Origin of the sequence: Nostoc sp. GT001 (assembly GCF_030382115.1) — a bacterium.
GTDB lineage: Bacteria > Cyanobacteriota > Cyanobacteriia > Cyanobacteriales > Nostocaceae > Nostoc.
The window spans coordinates 3579372-3596694 of sequence record NZ_JAUDRJ010000003.1 but is presented as its reverse complement, the minus strand read 5'-3'; the positions used below and the strand labels follow the sequence as shown (position 1 = coordinate 3596694).

Annotated in this window: 12 protein-coding genes and 1 pseudogene; 11 read left to right on the top strand and 2 right to left on the bottom strand. The window is 42.0% G+C overall.

The features are described from left to right. Window positions 1-260 precede the first annotated feature (260 nt). The 6 genes from kdpA to QUD05_RS18370 all read left to right on the top strand — a co-directional run bounded on the left by kdpA (window position 261) and on the right by QUD05_RS18370 (window position 8226). Entirely contained in the window at window positions 261-2006 is a 1746-nt protein-coding gene (gene kdpA / locus QUD05_RS18395) for a potassium-transporting ATPase subunit KdpA (protein WP_289797339.1), read from the top strand. 378 nt (window positions 2007-2384) lie between these two features. Then, window positions 2385-4526 carry a potassium-transporting ATPase subunit KdpB gene (gene kdpB / locus QUD05_RS18390; RefSeq protein WP_289797338.1) on the top strand — a complete coding sequence of 714 codons (2142 nt, stop codon included), beginning with the start codon at window positions 2385-2387 and terminating at the stop codon, window positions 4524-4526. A gap of 6 nt (window positions 4527-4532) precedes the next feature. Continuing rightward, window positions 4533-4802: a potassium-transporting ATPase subunit F gene (locus tag QUD05_RS18385; protein WP_289797337.1), complete on the top strand. Its 270-nt coding sequence runs from the start codon at window positions 4533-4535 to the stop codon at window positions 4800-4802. Then, the gene (gene kdpC / locus QUD05_RS18380; protein ID WP_289797336.1) at window positions 4802-5440 is read left to right on the top strand and encodes a K(+)-transporting ATPase subunit C; all 639 of its coding nucleotides are present in this window, start codon (window positions 4802-4804) and stop codon (window positions 5438-5440) included. The genes QUD05_RS18385 and kdpC overlap by 1 nt, the downstream gene beginning before the upstream one ends. 361 nt (window positions 5441-5801) lie before the next feature. Then, the gene (locus QUD05_RS18375) at window positions 5802-6239 is read left to right on the top strand and encodes a chorismate-binding protein (RefSeq protein WP_289797335.1); all 438 of its coding nucleotides are present in this window, start codon (window positions 5802-5804) and stop codon (window positions 6237-6239) included. Window positions 6240-6465: 226 nt separating this feature from the next. After that, window positions 6466-8226 carry an iron uptake porin gene (locus tag QUD05_RS18370; protein ID WP_289797334.1) on the top strand — a complete coding sequence of 587 codons (1761 nt, stop codon included), beginning with the start codon at window positions 6466-6468 and terminating at the stop codon, window positions 8224-8226. 88 nt (window positions 8227-8314) lie between these two features. On the opposite strand, the gene QUD05_RS18365 is transcribed toward QUD05_RS18370, so the two are convergent. Beyond that, the gene (locus tag QUD05_RS18365) at window positions 8315-9301 is read right to left on the bottom strand and encodes a 2-hydroxyacid dehydrogenase (RefSeq protein WP_289797333.1); all 987 of its coding nucleotides are present in this window, start codon (window positions 9299-9301) and stop codon (window positions 8315-8317) included. A gap of 118 nt (window positions 9302-9419) precedes the next feature. On the opposite strand from QUD05_RS18365, the gene QUD05_RS18360 reads away from it, so the two are divergent. The 5 genes from QUD05_RS18360 to QUD05_RS18340 all read left to right on the top strand — a co-directional run bounded on the left by QUD05_RS18360 (window position 9420) and on the right by QUD05_RS18340 (window position 17128). Further along, window positions 9420-12002: a BsuBI/PstI family type II restriction endonuclease gene (locus tag QUD05_RS18360; protein ID WP_289797332.1), complete on the top strand. Its 2583-nt coding sequence runs from the start codon at window positions 9420-9422 to the stop codon at window positions 12000-12002. A 163-nt stretch (window positions 12003-12165) separates the two neighbouring features. Next, complete coding sequence (locus tag QUD05_RS18355; RefSeq protein WP_289797331.1) at window positions 12166-13221, top strand: glutathione S-transferase family protein; 1056 nt, start codon at window positions 12166-12168, stop codon at window positions 13219-13221. Then, window positions 13218-14102 carry an aspartoacylase gene (locus tag QUD05_RS18350; RefSeq protein WP_289797330.1) on the top strand — a complete coding sequence of 295 codons (885 nt, stop codon included), beginning with the start codon at window positions 13218-13220 and terminating at the stop codon, window positions 14100-14102. The genes QUD05_RS18355 and QUD05_RS18350 overlap by 4 nt, the downstream gene beginning before the upstream one ends. 753 nt (window positions 14103-14855) lie before the next feature. Next, window positions 14856-15941, top strand: a complete 1086-nt coding sequence (locus tag QUD05_RS18345; protein WP_289797329.1) for an IS4 family transposase — start codon at window positions 14856-14858, stop codon at window positions 15939-15941. A gap of 203 nt (window positions 15942-16144) precedes the next feature. Further along, a complete protein-coding gene (locus QUD05_RS18340) occupies window positions 16145-17128 on the top strand; it encodes a polysaccharide deacetylase family protein (protein ID WP_289797328.1) in 984 nt (327 codons plus the stop codon). A gap of 48 nt (window positions 17129-17176) precedes the next feature. On the opposite strand, the pseudogene QUD05_RS18335 reads toward QUD05_RS18340, so the two are convergent. Continuing rightward, window positions 17177-17284, bottom strand: a pseudogene (locus tag QUD05_RS18335) (response regulator); the annotation flags it as partial. Window positions 17285-17323: the final 39 nt, after the last annotated feature.

Sequence of the window (17323 nt, the reverse complement as noted above, 5' to 3'; positions counted from 1 at the left end):
GTCCTTCTATATTTGCAGATATATATCGAGATAAACACTCTTATACATAGAAACATATATTTCTTATATAGCCTAGTTTAAATATCAATTTATACCTTGTGTTCTTTCAAAAAAAGCTCCATGATTGATTTAGAAAGCCCATAACTATAGGTTGATTAGTTAATAAGTATGCCAATATACTTCATAAACATTTCCGATTCCTAATAAGAAAATATATGATATTTATCTCAATTTTACTTAGATTGGAGTTTGATTAACTGATGCTAGAAGGATGGATTCAAATTACATTAACGCTACTAATTGTAGTAGCAATTACTCCTGTATTTGGGCGCTATATGGCGCGTGTCTACCTAGATCAAAGTACTTTTCTCGATCCGATTTTGAATCCGGTTGAGCGAGTACTTTATGCTTTGGTTGGCGTTAAAACCAAAGAAAATATGACCGGCTGGCAGTATGGGCGGGCAATCCTATACAGCAATGTAGCAATGGGGTTGCTGATTTTCTTGATTATTATGAATCAAGGATGGCTGCCATTAAACCCAACTAAGATAGATGCCCCAACTTGGGATACAGTGCTGCATACGACTATTTCTTTTATTACTAATACTAACCAGCAGCACTATTCTGGTGAAACCTACATGAGCTATGGCAGCCAAATGTGGGGACTTGGTTATCACATGTTTACTTCTGCTGCTACTGGTTTAGCGGTGGGGATTGCTTTTATTCGGGGATTGACGGGTAGATCGTTGGGCAACTTTTATGTAGATTTAATTCGCTCGATTACGCGAATTTTACTGCCTATTTGTATTGTCGGCGGCATTGTCTTAATGGCAGCTGGCGTTCCCGAAACATTGGGGGGTGCGGTTGTATTTCCTACTTTAGAAGATGCGAATATTAGTCAAGCGATCGCTCGTGGCCCTGTTGCTCACTATGAAATTATCAAACAACTAGGAGAAAACGGCGGCGGCTTTTTCGCTATCAACTCGGCACACCCCTTTGAAAATCCCAATGGGTTTTCTAACTTGATTCAGATTGTCGCCATGCTTTCGATTCCTACTTCCCTAATCTACACTTATGGGTTGTTTGCGAATAACACTAAGCAAGCTTGGTTAGTCTACGGTATGGTAGGCGTTCTCTATGTAATATTTATCATCGTTACTGCCATTGGTGAATACAACGGCAATCCGGCTGTGAATGCCCTGCTGGGTAGTCAGCAACCAAATTTGGAGGGTAAAGAAGTCCGGTTTGGTTGGGCACAATCTGCACTATTTGCAACCAGTACAACTGGTACTATGTGCGGCGCAGTCAACAGTTTACACGACTCTTTCATGCCCAACGGCGGTTTTATTACCCTTTCCAATATGTTCCTGCAAATTATTTGGGGTGGACAGGGGACAGGAACCGCTTATCTATTTGCTTACCTGATTCTGGCTGTGTTCGCTACAGGGTTGATGGTGGGACGTACACCAGAATTTCTCGGACGCAAGATTGAGAAGCGCGAAGTTGTACTTGCTAGTTTTTTAATTCTGCTAGTTCACCCGATCGCAATTATGATTCCCGCAGGTATCGCCTTGGCGTTTCCCGATCAACTGTCAGGAATTAGTAATCCCGGTTTCCACGGCTTTGCTCAAGTTATCTATGAATATGCGTCCGCCGCTGCTAACAACGGTTCTGGCTTTGAAGGTTTAGGAGATTCACAACCTTCACCTTTTGCAATATCTACAGGTACAGCACCAACTGCAACTGCTTTGTGGTGGAACTTGAGTACCTGCTTTAGTTTACTGGCTGGGCGTTATGTTCCAATCATCGGTTTGCTGTTTTTAGCAGATAGTATGTCTCGCAAGCAAGCTGTTCCTTATACGACTGGGACATTGCGAACCGATACCGGACTATTTATAGGCGTTACCGCAGGTGTGATTTTAATTCTGGGCGCACTTACATTTTTCCCAGTCTTAGCATTGGGCCCCATTGGTGAAGCTTTCTTTATTGCCAAAGGTATTGGCTAGGAATTGGGGAGCGGAGGTGCAGGGGTGCAGCACTTCGGCTACGCTCAGTGACCGGGGAGCAGAGGAGCAGGGGAGAGTTAGAACACCATTTATCGACCTTGGAACTCTGTTCATCGACCTCGGAACTCCGTTCATCGTCCTCGGAACTCTATTCATCGACTTCGGAACACCATTCATCGACCTCGGAACACCATTCATCGTCTTCGGAACTCCGTTCATCGTCTTCGGAACTCCGTTCATCGACCTCGGAACTCTATTCATCGACTTCGGAACACCATTCATCGACCTCGGAACACCATTCATCGTCTTCGGAACTCCGTTCATTGTCCTCGGAACTCCGTTCATCGACCTCAAAGACTCATGCTCAAAATTTAATGTATGCCAATTACTACTGATTCTCCCTCTCCCCGTATTCCATCTGGAACTCGTGACTCGCGCAAACATACCCCCAAAGCTGATATGCGGGGACTTTACCAAAGAGCAATTCGTGAGTCATTTGTCAAGCTCGATCCGCGAATTACTGTCAGAAACCCAGTTATGTTTGTTGTTTGGGTAGGGACAATTATCACCTTGCTTGTTACTCTAAACCCAAATTTGTTTGGCACAATCCAGGCTGATGTCAATCAACAACGCCTTTTAAACGGGTTGATTACCTTTATTCTCTTTTTCACCCTCGTTTTTGCCAACTTTGCCGAAGCCGTAGCTGAAGGACGCGGAAAAGCACAAGCTGATTCACTGCGCTCGACGCGATCGGATACTGTTGCCAACAAAATCCTCCCCGATGGTTCCATAGTAAAAGTCAATTCTACAGAACTGCGACGGGGCGATTTGGTAAAAGTGGTTGCAAATAATATGATTCCCGCCGATGGGGATGTAATTAAAGGTATTGGCTCAGTGGATGAGTCGGCAATCACTGGGGAATCTGCCCCGGTACTGAAGCAACCAGGTACAGATATTGCCAGTTCGGTGACAGGTGGTACACGCCTACTCTCCGATGAGTTGACAATTCGCATTAGTGCCGATCCTGGTCAAGGCTTTATCGATCGCATGATTTCCCTGGTAGAAGGGGCAGAACGCAGCAAAACTCCCAACGAGATTGCTTTGACGGTATTGTTGGCAGTGTTAACGCAGGTGTTCCTGATTGTGGTGGCAACTATGCCCCCATTTGTCGGCTACATTGCCAGCTTTATCAGCACGGCCTTTGGAGTTGAGGCAGGAAACAGTTTGCGGGCGGGTGCTAGCGTTGCTATTCTCATCTCACTACTAGTAGCATTAATTCCCACAACTATCGGTGGTTTGCTCAGTGCGATCGGTATTGCCGGGATGGATAGAGTTGCTCAGTTTAACGTGATTGCTACCTCTGGTCGAGCAGTAGAAGCTTGCGGTGACATCAACACCTTGGTATTAGATAAGACAGGCACGATTACCTTGGGGAACCGGATGGCTGATGAGTTTATTCCCCTGGATAACCACTCAATAATAGATGTGGCACGAGTTTCCTTAGCTGCTAGCTTGTTTGATGAAACGCCAGAGGGTAAATCGATTGTGATTTTAGCAGAAAAGTCCCAGGCTGGGGTAGACTTTAACATTGACAAAGCCGAAGGTGTAGAATTTTCCGCTAAAACCCGGATGAGTGGCACGAATCTACCCGATGGCAAGCAAATTCGCAAAGGTGCAGTAGATGCCATTAAGGGATTTGTCCGTTCTCGTGGCGGTAACGTTCCTGATGATATAGATGCAGCTTATGAGCGAGTTTCCCGGTTAGGCGGTACACCCTTGGCTGTTTGCCAAGATGACAAAATTTATGGTGTCATCTACCTCAAAGATATTGTCAAACCCGGTTTGCGAGAACGATTTGACCAACTCCGGCGCATGGGTGTTCGCACCATCATGCTCACAGGAGACAATCGAATTACTGCTTCGGTAATTGCCGAGGAAGCTGGGGTGGATGATTTCATTGCCGAAGCGACTCCAGAAGACAAAATTGAGGTGATTCGCTCGGAACAATCTCAAGGTAAACTGGTGGCAATGACCGGGGATGGTACGAACGATGCACCTGCTCTCGCTCAAGCAAATGTGGGTGTGGCAATGAATTCGGGGACGCAAGCTGCCAAAGAAGCTGCTAACATGGTGGACTTAGACTCAGATCCCACGAAGCTAATTGACTTAGTAACCATAGGTAAACAGTTGCTAATTACTCGTGGAGCCTTGACAACATTCTCCATCGCTAACGATATTGCCAAGTATTTTGCGATCATTCCGACAATCTTTGCCGCTGCTGGAATCGGCGCACTTAATATTATGGGATTAAAGAGTGCCCAATCTGCGATCGTCTCGGCGCTGATTTACAACGCCTTGATTATTCCGGCACTAATTCCGCTAGCACTCAAAGGAGTGAAGTTCTTACCTTTAACAGCAGATCAATTGCTACGTCGTAATATCTTCATCTTTGGTCTTGGCGGTATCGTTGCTCCCTTCATTGCCATCAAGCTGATAGATATTATCCTACCTTTGTCTTAATTTACTATGAAACTTATTCAGATCCGCCGCACTATTCTTGCATCTCAAGTATTAGAAGAAATAACTGAAATCTGGTGTCAATGGCGTAGGCAAAAGCTGCCACTGTATTTATTCTTGGCGATGTGTTTCAACCTAGTGGTTGCACCTATGGTTTATGCCGCTACTGGCGAACAACTTTCCCGCAGTCAATCTTGGGGATTGGGACTGTTAGGACTGGTGACACTGGGACTTTCCATCTATCTATTTTTTGTAATGTTTGTACCGGAGAAATTCTAATGAGTTTTGCACGCGAAGCTAGTAGAGCTGTTCGTTCTACCTTGGTACTCTGGGTTATTGGGGCGATTATTTATCCTTTTGCGATGATTGCTATTGGGCAGATTGTATTTCCGTTTCAAGCAAACGGTAGTCTTTTGAAAAATAGCACAGGTCAAGTTGTCGGTTCTGCTTTGATTGGTCAACCTTTTAGTAGCGATCGCTATTTTAACAGCCGTCCTAGTACCACGAGTTACAGCACAGCCGATCTGAAAAAAGATGATGCAGGAGTTTTGAAAACTGGAGTTTCCGGTGCTAGTAACTTGGCTCCCAGTAATCCCGCATTAATGGAACGCATTAAGGGTAAAGATGACCCAGATCCCAGCAAAAAAGTTGAAGGTGACTTCAATCGGTTGAAAACAGCAGGTGTGCAGCCGACTGGCGATTTAGTTTACACCTCTGGTTCCAGCCTTGACCCGCATATTACCCCGGAAGCTGCGATCGCGCAAATTGCACGAGTAGCCAAGGCGCGAGGAGTTCAACCGAACCAACTCGAAACTTTAATTTCTCAAAACACCGATGGACGCTTTCTTGGCATTTTTGGCGAACCTGGAGTTAATGTGTTGAAGCTGAATTTAGCTTTGGATAAAATTAAGGGATAAGGGCTTGGGAAATAGTGAATATGCCTCCTCTTGGGAATAGTTATCTATAGTAATATTGAATGATTACTTAGAATTTAACGTGAGTTCGACAAGTCTTATTTGACCTCTCCCCCAGCCCCTCTCCGACGCGGAGAGGGGAGCAAAAAGCTTAATTTTTCGTTTCTCCTCCCTTTCCGTTTCGGAGAGGGAGGCTGGGAGGGAGAGGTTCATCGAACTCACGTTAGACTTTAAAACCTTAGATTCTCGATTTATTAAAGTTTATTTGAATAATCCTGATGCAACTGTAACAAGAGTGATGCAGAGAACGTTTAAAAAAAGTTTGAAGCTTGGAAATTTCATTTGATAAACCTGAACAAATTTTATGAAACCCAAAGAAACAGTATTTGTTATTCCGACTCATCGACTTAGAGATACGGAACAGGTAGAAACTTGGTTCAATACTATCCAACAACAACTCGAAACTCTAGATCCTCTTTCTTCTGTTGTACCCCAAGAAAATTGTCAGCCTGTTAAGTTCCGTTTGAGTCGCACTTATCAAAATTACATTCAAGATATTCGCCAATGCTTGGACGAAATTCACGAAGAGGAAACCTATCAAGTTTGCCTGACTAATAAGCTTTACACCGATGCAACCCCCGATCCATTGACGTTCCATAGCACATTACGTAAAATCAATTCTGCTCCTTACTCTGCATTTTTGCGCTTTGGTGAAATTGCGATCGCTTGCTCATCTCCAGAAAGGTTTCTATGGATCGATCGCCACAATAAACGCAAACCAGAGTTAAAAACAAGAAGCTAAAGTCCGTAAGTAGCACAAAAACGACCGAAATTTCCTTATTATAAACTCAACCTTTGGCAAATAAGATATCTGCAAAACTTGACAATTCCCGATCTAGAAAAATTTTCTTAGATATATAGCTTAGGTAACAGCAATCTGATAAGATTCCCAACAAGTAGAATAATCACTTGTTCTCTTTTTCTTGAACCAACTGATTTTGGTTATTTTTTGGAAAAGGAAAATAAAAATGTCTCATCTATTGTGGAAAACTCTGGTACTAAGTCCAGTAGTTTTGGGAGTGACGGTGTTGGTTTCCGCTAAGGGTATGGCTGCTGAAGTAGCAAGCTCTTCTGAAGATACAAAGCCAAAAGCTGCTAATGCTTCAATATTCATTCAAACAGATCAACCAAAAGTTAATCAGCAATTGGTTGCTCAAAAGACTGATGAAAATAAGGTTTTAGAAGAGGTTAATCGCTACAGCAACGAAGGCAAGAACCAGAATTCACTGTCTCAAGTCACATCAGTTTCTCAATTTTCTGATGTACAGCCAACTGATTGGGCATTCCAAGCTTTGCAATCCCTGGTTGAGCGCTACGGTTGTATTGCTGGATACCCAAATTCTACTTACCGTGGTAATCGGGCACTGACTCGTTATGAGTTTGCCGCAGGTTTGAATGCTTGTTTAGATCGAGTTAATGAACTGATTGCAACAGCAACTGCTGACTTGGTGACAAAACAGGATTTGGCGACTCTCCAGCGTTTGCAAGAGGAATTCTCGGCAGAACTGGCAACTCTGCGTGGTCGAGTAGATTCTGTAGAAGCACGGACTGCTGAACTAGAAGCTAATCAGTTTTCCACTACCACAAAATTGGTGGGTGAAGCTATTTTTGTCGTTACTGATATTTTTGGCAATAATAGTGGTGATGCCAATAATACTGTCTTCCAAGATAGGGTACGTTTAGACTTGCAAACCAGTTTCACGGGTAAAGACGTTTTACACACCCGTCTTGCAGCCGGGAATGCACTAGCCTTTACTCAAGTAGGGAATGGTGGTGGTGCTATCGATACTGCTGAAGGCACACAAACATTTCAACTCGGCAGCACTAGTAACAACAGTGTGATTATCGACTGGCTAGCTTATTACGTACCCATAGATCCAGCCCAAGCTTACTTTGCGGGCACCGGAGGTATTCATAGCGATTATGTTGCCACTAACAACCCTTACTTTGAGGACTTTGATGGCGGTAATGGTGCTTTGTCTACCTTTGCTTCTGAAAGTCCGATTTATCGCATTGGTGGTGGTGCAGGTGCGGCACTGACTTTACCCTTTGGTAAGGGTGGCAATTTTTTCAAACCAAGTTCACTGACTATAGGCTACTTGGCATCAAATGCTAGTAATCCTGGCACAAATCAAGGTTTGCTAGAGGGTAACTATGCAGCTCTTGGACAATTGAACTTTAGTGTTGGCGATCGCTTATCTATAGGTGCTACCTACGTTCACGGTTATCATGGTGCTGGAGGTGGTAATTTATTCGATCTAGGTGGTGGTTTGGGTAGTACTAACCGCGTTGTAGGTACTGGTCAAGCTAACACTCTAACTACCCTAAACGGATCTTCCAGTAATTCTTATGGGATATCGGCAGCCTTCAGACCCAGCGATAAACTGTCAGTCAGTGGCTTTGTTTCTTACCACGATGTCACAGGCTTTGGTGCTGGTGATGATTATGAAGCTTGGAGCTACGGTCTTGGGGTAGCCCTACCTGACTTTGGTAAAAAGGGTAACGTTTTAGGGATTTTTGCAGGTGCTGAACCTTATGCCTTTAACCGAGGCGGAGCTTTTGCTGGTACTGGGAATGATATACCTTATCACTTTGAAGGCTTTTACAAGTATCGCGTGTCAGATAATATCTCAATCACCCCTGGCGTAATCTGGTTGACCTCTCCTGGTCAAAACAGCAATAACGATGATGCAATTATCGGTACGCTGAGAACAACTTTCACTTTCTAAAGGTTTACAGCAATTTGCTTTAGGGACGCATAACTATGCGTCCTTTTTGACTTTCGCCTTGTAGTACTAGATTGAGGGCGTTTATAATTCACGCCTGATGTGAATTATAAATTTCAGGGTTGACACAATTAGCCAAGCGATCGCCCCTCAATCCCGCAATTAAATTAGCGATCGCCATTGAAGCCATTTTTGAGCGCGTTTGACGGCTGGCACTGCCAATATGAGGTGCAATAATTAGATTTTCTAAGGTTAACAATAGGCTATTACTAGGAATCGGTTCTGGTTCGGTGACATCTACAGCCGCCGCCGCAATTTGACCACTTGCAAGGGCGCGATAGAGAGAATTTGGATCTACAATAGTTCCCCGCGCCGTGTTAATCAAAATAGCCGATCGCTTCATCAACTCAAATTGGCGATCGCTAATTAAATGATAAGTATCATCAGCCGATGGTGTGTGCAGTGTCACAAAATCTGATTCTTGCAGTAAGTGTTCTAACGTAGCAAACTCCACACCTAGAGATTGTTCTAACTCTGGGCTGCATCGTTGCCTACTCGTGTACAATATCTGCATTTCAAATCCTTTGGCACGGCGAGCAACTGCTTGACCAATTCGCCCAAAACCAACAATCCCCAAGGTAGCACCCGTAACATTTGGCCCCAACAACAAATCTGGTTCCCAAGTCTGCCATAAACCTGCACGAGTAAATCGATCAGCCTCTACTACGCGCCGTGCAGCTGCCATTAGTAATGCCCAAGCAAAATCTGCGGTAGCATCGGTTAACACCCCAGGAGTATTACCGACGGGAATTTGTCGTGCCGTGGCTGCGGCAATGTCAATGTTATCGTAACCTACCGCCATTTGACTGATGACTTTGAGTTTTCCAGACTTGATGAGTTGGCGATCGATTTGGTCAGTCAGCAGACATAGCAATCCATCTATTTCCTTGACTTTTTCTAGTAAAATTTCGTATGGAGGGGGTTGGCGTTCTGGCCAAACTTCGACAATGGCAAGCGATCGCAGTGGCTCTAATTCGATCGGTAGGCGACGAGTAACGAAGACTTTAGCCTGAAGCATAATTTTAAAATAATTTTTGGATAAAGGGACGCTTCTTGCATCAGTTTCTCCTTAAAATATCATGGCGTAAATTCAAAACCTGATAAAGTTAGTTTTTGCTCTGTGAAAATGAACCGTAATGTTTCAATCAAGCAGTAGAGAGTTTACAGACAATCATCACAAGCCGTTGGAATTTAAAAGCTTGTCGAAATGTTCTGCCAGAAACTTACTTGGTGAAGTAGATATTCTGAGGATTGCTGCAAGCTTGAAACAGGATCAAAAGCAAAAAGGAAAACTGGGTCAATTTTTGACTCCTGCTACAGTAGCAGAATTAATGGTTGGGATGTTTGGCAAACTCGATCTTCCTCAAATATCTTTACTTGATGCTGGAGCAGGAGTTGGCTCATTACTTGCAGCCTTTGTAGCTAAACTTTGTCACAGCCAACAACGTCCAGTCAATTTAGATATTGTTGCCTATGAAATCGATCCTTTTCTGATTGAGTATTTGCATCAGACATTGAAATTATGTACCAGAGAATGTCAAATAGCTGGGATTTCTTTAAACTATGAGATTCGGGATACAGATTTTATTGAGGATGCAGTCAGACTTCTTGGCCCTAGTTTGTTCGATAATCCTGACAATTACAGATTTACCCACGCTATTCTCAATCCCCCATATTTAAAAATTAACGCTCATTCCAAAGTTCGTAATTTATTACGTTCTATAGGATTAGAAGCCAGCAATCTATATACAGGTTTTATCGCTGCTACGGTTCAGCTTCTTGAATCAAGAGGAGAGCTTGTAGCTATTTCGCCGCGTAGTTTCTGTAATGGGCCATATTTTAGAGACTTCCGCAGAATGTTTTTGGAAATGATGGCTTTAAACCAGATACATCTTTTTGATTCCAGACAGGAAGCTTTTAGTGATGATGAAGTTTTGCAAGAAACAATTATTATTCATGCTGTTAAACAAAAACCAAAGTTTGACAATGTAACCATTAGTACAAGTTCAAATGCTGATGATGATTTTATATTGTCCAATTCATTAGCTTATACAGAGATAGTTCTTCCCAACGACTCGCAACAATTTATTCACATTATCCCCGATACATTAAGTCAGCACTTTATTAAAAAAATAGCTAATTTTACCTGTACATTAAAAGACCTAGAATTAACTGTATCAACGGGACGGGTTGTAGATTTTCGCGCTAAAGAATATCTGTGTTTAATGCCAGACAAAAATACTGTTCCCTTGATTTATCCATTGAATTTCTCAGGAGGATATATTGAGCATCCCAAGGTAACTAAAAAACACCAAGCTCTGGTATATGCAGAAGAAACTGTATCTCTTTTAGTACCAAATGAACATTATGTTTTGACTAAACGATTCTCCTCCAAAGAGGAAAAAAAACGAGTTGTTGCTGTTGTATATGATGCTAACAAAATAAATTGTTCTTGGGTAGGCTTTGAAAATCACCTGAATTATTTTCACAAGAACGGAAGAGGACTTAATCTTACCCTAGCACGTGGTCTTGCTGCTTATCTTAACTCTAGCCTCGTTGACGCATTTTTTCGGTTGTTTAATGGACATACTCAGGTTAATGCAACCGATTTACGAAATTTAAAATATCCGACAATAGCACAACTAATGACTGTCGGGCTATCTATTACTGAGCATTTTCCATCACAGAAAGAAATTGATCAACTTCTGCAAGAAGAGTTACTGAGTATGAGCAATCAGTCTGAAAACAACCCCTTAATAATTAAAACCCGTATTGATGAAGCACTCCAAATTCTAATTGAACTTGGACTTCCACGGGCACAACTTAATGAGCGTTCAGCCTTAACTCTGCTAGCTCTACTTAACTTAAAGCCAACAGATTCTTGGGAAACTGCTGCATCTCCATTAATGGGAATTACGCCAATGATGGAATTTATGGCACTGCACTATGGCAAAACATATAAACCTAATACACGGGAAACTGTTCGCCGTCAAACAGTCCATCAATTTTTAGATGCGGCTTTGATAATTGTAAATCCAGATGCACCTGAACGCCCCGTTAACAGTCCGAAAACAGTATATCAGATTGAAGAAAGTACGCTTGAACTATTACGTACTTATGGAACTACTGAATGGAAAAAGAGCATTCATACTTACCTAGCTTCAGTTGAAACTTTGAAAAAACGATATGCTCAGGAGCGGGAACTATCACGTATTCCGATAGTGATTGAAGGAGAGGTGAAAACTCTATCGCCAGGTGGACAGAATATTCTGATCGAAAAGATTATTAAGGAGTTTGCAGAACGTTTTACACCTGGAGCAAAACTGATTTATGTTGGTGATACAGATGAAAAATTCGCGTATTTTAATGAAGTGGCATTGAGAAATTTGGGTGTTACTATCGATTCTCACGGAAAAATGCCTGATGTAATTATCCATTATCTAAAAAATGATTGGCTAGTTTTAATTGAAGCTGTAACTTCTCATGGGCCAATTAACCCTAAACGGAAGAAAGAACTTGAAGTTATCTTTGCCGATCTAAAAATCCCCCTTGTAATGGTAACAACTTTTTTAAGTCGGAAAGCGATGGTAGAGTATTTGGCTGAGATTGCTTGGGAAACCGATGTTTGGGTTGCGGAAGATTCTACTCATCTCATTCACTTCAATGGAGAATATTTATTACAGGCTTACAAAGTAGATAGAGATTCTGAAACAGAATAAACTATTATTGAAAATAAGCGATCGCTAGCTTATAAGTTGTCTTTAAAGCGATATCGGTATCAACAATATTGTCATATAGATCCAATAGTTCAGGCAAAGCGTAGTAGAGTTAAAGTAAGAAATCTGAAGATACGTCGATCGCTCCTAAAGCAAAATTGTCGCCATGACTAACTCAACTCCAATGGATGACGAGAAAAAGCTCCCCAAGAAGAAAGGCAAGTCGCTTCCTCCCAAGCTGATTATCTGGGTAGGAAAGTTTGTTTGGACGACTATGTGGCAGATAATGATGTCAAACCTTGCTCCTCGCAATCAGTCGGGAGCATATATTCGTCCTAATAGCCAGTTTCGCAAGTTTATCGGCACAGAATCAGGGAATCCACACCCACCAGCAACGGGGCGCTACAAACTTTATGTTGGGCTGGGCTGTCCTTGGGCGCATCGAACTTTAGTTGTGCGATCGCTAAAAAAACTCGACGCGGTAATATCAGTGTGTATCGTCTCTCCTTCGCCCATTGAAGGCGGTTGGATATTTAACGATGAAGAAGAAGGTTGTCGCACACTGGCTGAATTTTATCAAAAGGCAGAACCCGGCTATAGTGGACGCTCTACAGTTCCAGTACTATGGGATAACCAAACAAAAACTATTGTCAATAATGAGAGTTCAGAGATTATCGTCATGCTGAACTCTGAATTTAACGAGTTTGCAAACAATCCGACGCTAAATCTTTACCCAGAAGAACTTAAAGAGAAAATTGACTGGTGGAATGAAAAGATTTATCACGCGGTAAATAACGGCGTGTATCGCTGCGGCTTTGCCCAGACTCAAGAAGCATACAATCAAGCCTGTAATGAACTGTTCGCAACTCTCGATGAGATTGAACTTGCATTGCAGACTAATCGCTATCTCTGCGGTGAACATCTGACACTTGCAGATGTGCGGTTATTCACAACCTTATTTCGGTTTGATAGTGCTTACTATGGGCTATTTAAATGCAATAAGCAGCGAATTCGAGACTATCAGAATCTTGGAGCTTATCTGCGCGATTTGTATCAGCTTCCAGGTGTGGCTGACACTTGCGACGTAGAAACTGTGAAGCGGGACTACTACGGAAACCTATTTCCACTCAACCCCGGTGGAATTATCCCCAATGGCCCTGATATGTCCTATCTTAATCAACCACACGATCGCGATCGCATTGGCAAAGTGAATGCTTCATGAACCAGATTAATCGAGTTGCAATTGTCGGTGGAACTCATGGCAATGAGTTTACAGGAGCCTACCTAATCCAGAAATTTGCCCAGTTTCCCGATTTAATTACTAGACCGAGTTTTGAGACAGTCACTCTGTTAGCAAATCCCAATGCTTTTGCCGCCGGGAGACGATATGTAGAGAAAGATTTAAATCGCTGTTTTCTCAAGCAAGATTTACAAAATCCGACTCTGAAAAGTTACGAAGAATTGCAAGCTAAATTAATCCAGAATACCCTAGCATCAAATGGGGATAAACAAGCTGATTTCATCTTAGACTTGCACAGCAGTACGGCTAATATGGGCTTGACAATTATTTTAGTAAACAGTCATCCCTTAAACTTGAAATTTGCTGCTTATCTGAGCCAACTTAATCCTTTAGTTAAGGTTTATCGCTGTTCTTTTAAATCAATTGCAGAAAACCCATTTGTAAATTCTCTGTGCGAATTAGGCTTTGCGTTTGAGGTTGGCCCAATTGCCCAAGGACTTTTAAAAGCAACGCTGTTCCAACAAACAGAGGAACTTGTTCGCGCCCTTCTGGACTACCTAGAACAGTTTAACCAAGGTAAAATTCCATCAAATAATGAAACGTTGATTCTCTATGACCACTTATCAGTTGTGGACTACCCAAAAAAATCGGATGGTACAATCTTTGGGATGATTCATCCAGATTTTCAGGATAAGGATTATCAAGCCTTGAACCCAGGAGATCCAATCTTTATAACTTTTGACGATAAAACAATTGTTTATGAAGGTGCATCTACTGTTTGGCCAATTTTTATTAATGAGGCAGCTTACTACGAAAAGGGAATTGCTATGTGTTTAACCCAAAGGCAGCAAATCAACATCTAGGATGTGGATCAAACACAAGTCTTTTAGAGTGGCTCCACAGATTTTTAATCTCTCCAACCCCTCTCGAAAAATAAAGCTGTTTTTTATTCCCTCAAAGGCTCAAAAAAGACTTGTGTTGCGGACGAAAGTACTTGTGTGTACACCATAGCCAAAGCATTGGGGAGGAGATACAAAGCGTAGCTTTGGTGGGATGGGGTGATATCATGTCCGCCAAATTACCCATAATAAAATAACCCCACCCCCAACCCCCTCTCCGCAGGCGGGGAGGGGAGACAAAGCACAGCTTTGGCGGGGTGGGGTTCTTCGGGTTTAATAAGCAATCAAGCGGACATGATATGATTCGGGTTTAAGGGACTTCCAAGAAATAAATTATCCATTTTGTGGGGTTGGCAACATGAGCGCCCTAAATCTGGGACGGGTGGGGACACCCATCCCACAAGAAAATTTGGGATGTTTTTTTATTTGGAAGTCCCTAATAAGTAATCAAGCAGACATAATATGACGGGCGATGCCTACGAAATGCTGCTCTTAAAGTAACTCTTTATTTTGAAAATTAGGAGCCGCAAACATTCTAGCTTGAGGTTTCCCCTGACGGGGTGACAAAGCAGCTGAAGCAAAGACAGGAGAAGAGTGTGACCGTTTTGGGGTAAAAAAGATAGGTCAGGTATTCTCAACAAGACCTATCAAATGATAATGTTACCTAAATTCTACCAAAACTGCGCTCAAAATGTACTGACACCTACGCAGTACAAGATGCTAGAAATCTTAGTGATGCTGTTACAGTTTCATAAAACTGTAACGATAGAAAAGCTCTCATCTATATTTCCACAACCAATAAAATTTGAGAGTAGACGAAGGAGCATACAAAGATTTTTATTAATTCCCCAATTATCAATTCAATACCTGTGGTTTCCCCTAATAAAAAGATGGGTAAGAAACAGCCATATACGCGGACAGAAAAAACTGATATTCACCATTGATAGAACCCAATGGCGGTCAGAAAACGTATTTGTAATCAGCTTAATTGAACAGAAAAGAGCAATACCTGTGTACTGGCTATTGTTACCCAAAAGAGGATGTAGTAATTTAGGTGAGCAAAAAGAGTTAATTCGACCACTGCTGCGGTTATTTAAAGGATATCAAATACTGATATTAGGCGATAGAGAATTTCATAGCATCAAACTAGCGAATTGGTTAGATAGCAAGGGAATTACCTTTGTGTTGCGTCAAAAACAAGGTACTTATATTCGGCAAGATAATCAATCATATCAACGGTTACAATCTTTGGGATTAAAGCCAGGTATCTCATTGTTTTTGTCGTCAATTCAAGCTACTAAACAAAAAGGTTTTGCTAAGTTTAATTTGGCCGGGTATTACAAGCGTAAATATCGTGGTAAGCTTGAGCCTGCTGGCTGGTTTTTACTAACAAATCTTGATAGTCTCGCAGATGCGATTAAAGCATTTAAGTTGCGAAGTCGCATCGAAGCTATGTTTAAAGATTGTAAAACTGGTGGTTATAATTTGGAATCAACGTACGCAACTGGACAACGATTAATTGCACTAATTTTATTGATTGCAATCGCCTACACAATTGCAGTTTTCGCTGGTCGCAACTGCCGAAAAATGGGACTACAACAATATGTTGGTCGGCTTCAAGAATTAAAGCGTTATGCACGCCGACATAGTGCTTTTTGGGTTGGATTATATGGGTGTTTATGGGTAGGTGCTATGGAGTTTTGGTCAGATTTGGCGATCGCACTTGTGCGTCTCAAGCCCGGTAAACTACACTATTTTCAAAGGGGTCTACGTGCTATGGCCCTTATTCAATCAGCGCTCTAGCCTCTTTGTCACCCCGTCAGAGGTTTCCCTTAAACTCATACCAATTTGAAAAATGATTGTGACAGATGGATGCACACCAAGGCAATTCCCAATCCAAAATCTAAAATGGTATCAGCCCCGCTCGAACTATGGAACTTGACCAATAAAGTCCAAACCTTAGACTATAATTGACGCTTAAAATTGTCCAAATAATTTAACTCCTAATGAAAACAAAGCAAAAAGAAAACAAACCAATAGCCAGTCTTTCTTTAGATTTGGATAATATTTGGTCTTATTTAAAAAATCAGGGCGCTCCGGGTTGGGAGGTTTATCCTTCTTACCTGGATATCGCAGTACCTCGTTTCTTAGATATTCTCAAGCAATGGGATTTGACAATCACAGTATTCATTGTCGGTCAGGATGCAGCACTAGAAAAGAATACCAAAGCAATACAAGCGATCGCTAGCTGTAGTCACGAAATTGGCAACCATTCATTTTATCACGATCCTTGGCTACATCTGTATTCAGAGAATGAGATTGAAGAAGAGGTGGCACTGGCCGAAGAACATATCAAGCGCGTCACTCATCAACATCCTATCGGCTTTCGGGGGCCAGGATACAGTTTTTCTCCAGCAGTATTGAAAGTTTTAGCACGACGGGGATACGAATATGATGCTTCGACTTTCCCCACATTTTTGGGGCCTATAGCACGAGCATATTATTTAATCACTTGTAAATTGAGCAAGGAAGAACGTAAAAAACGGGAAGCGCTGTTTGGCGGTTTTAAAGAGGGTTTGCAGCCTCTAAAACCTTACCAGTGGCAACTAGATAAGGATAAGCTGACTGAGATTCCCGTTACTACCATGCCAATTTTTAAAGTGCCAATTCACTTCAGTTACATAATGTTTCTGAGTACATTTTCTTCGGAAGTGGCGTTACTGTACCTGCGAATTGCCCTGTGGCTGTGTAAAGTTACACGCGTCCAGCCTTCTTTACTACTCCATCCTACAGACTTTGTAAGTCAAGAAGATGTGCCAGAACTCTCATTCTTTCCTGGGATGAGTGTTCCCACTTACAAAAAGCTGGCAATAGTGAACAAAAGTTTAGAAATTATATCCAGTCAGTTTAATGTTTTGACTGTTGGACAACACGCTAAATTTGCAGCCGATGCCCCGAAACTACCTGTATTAGTGCCTCAAAAGAGGTAAAAATCCGATTTATTACCAATTACAAACAGCAAACAAATTAGCGACAAATTAAACTAGTTTTGCTCTTGAGACTGGTTTAAATAAATGAGTCTGAAAACCCGCTTCCAAAGCACGAATACGATTCTAGCTATCGTCATAAGCAGTTAAGGTAATAGCTAGAAACTAGGTAGACATATTATAAATCGATACAGTTCC

What these genes read in the sequence shown, in the direction of transcription:
- kdpA (WP_289797339.1), top strand. Translation starts at nt 261, where the DNA reads ATGCTAGAAGGATGGATTCAAATTACATTAACGCTACTAATTGTAGTA.
- kdpB (WP_289797338.1), top strand. Translation starts at nt 2,385, where the DNA reads ATGCCAATTACTACTGATTCTCCCTCTCCCCGTATTCCATCTGGAACT.
- QUD05_RS18385 (WP_289797337.1), top strand. Translation starts at nt 4,533, where the DNA reads ATGAAACTTATTCAGATCCGCCGCACTATTCTTGCATCTCAAGTATTA.
- kdpC (WP_289797336.1), top strand. Translation starts at nt 4,802, where the DNA reads ATGAGTTTTGCACGCGAAGCTAGTAGAGCTGTTCGTTCTACCTTGGTA.
- QUD05_RS18375 (WP_289797335.1), top strand. Translation starts at nt 5,802, where the DNA reads ATGAAACCCAAAGAAACAGTATTTGTTATTCCGACTCATCGACTTAGA.
- QUD05_RS18370 (WP_289797334.1), top strand. Translation starts at nt 6,466, where the DNA reads ATGTCTCATCTATTGTGGAAAACTCTGGTACTAAGTCCAGTAGTTTTG.
- QUD05_RS18365 (WP_289797333.1), bottom strand. Translation starts at nt 9,301, where the DNA reads ATGCTTCAGGCTAAAGTCTTCGTTACTCGTCGCCTACCGATCGAATTA.
- QUD05_RS18360 (WP_289797332.1), top strand. Translation starts at nt 9,420, where the DNA reads ATGTTTCAATCAAGCAGTAGAGAGTTTACAGACAATCATCACAAGCCG.
- QUD05_RS18355 (WP_289797331.1), top strand. Translation starts at nt 12,166, where the DNA reads ATGACTAACTCAACTCCAATGGATGACGAGAAAAAGCTCCCCAAGAAG.
- QUD05_RS18350 (WP_289797330.1), top strand. Translation starts at nt 13,218, where the DNA reads ATGAACCAGATTAATCGAGTTGCAATTGTCGGTGGAACTCATGGCAAT.
- QUD05_RS18345 (WP_289797329.1), top strand. Translation starts at nt 14,856, where the DNA reads ATGCTAGAAATCTTAGTGATGCTGTTACAGTTTCATAAAACTGTAACG.
- QUD05_RS18340 (WP_289797328.1), top strand. Translation starts at nt 16,145, where the DNA reads ATGAAAACAAAGCAAAAAGAAAACAAACCAATAGCCAGTCTTTCTTTA.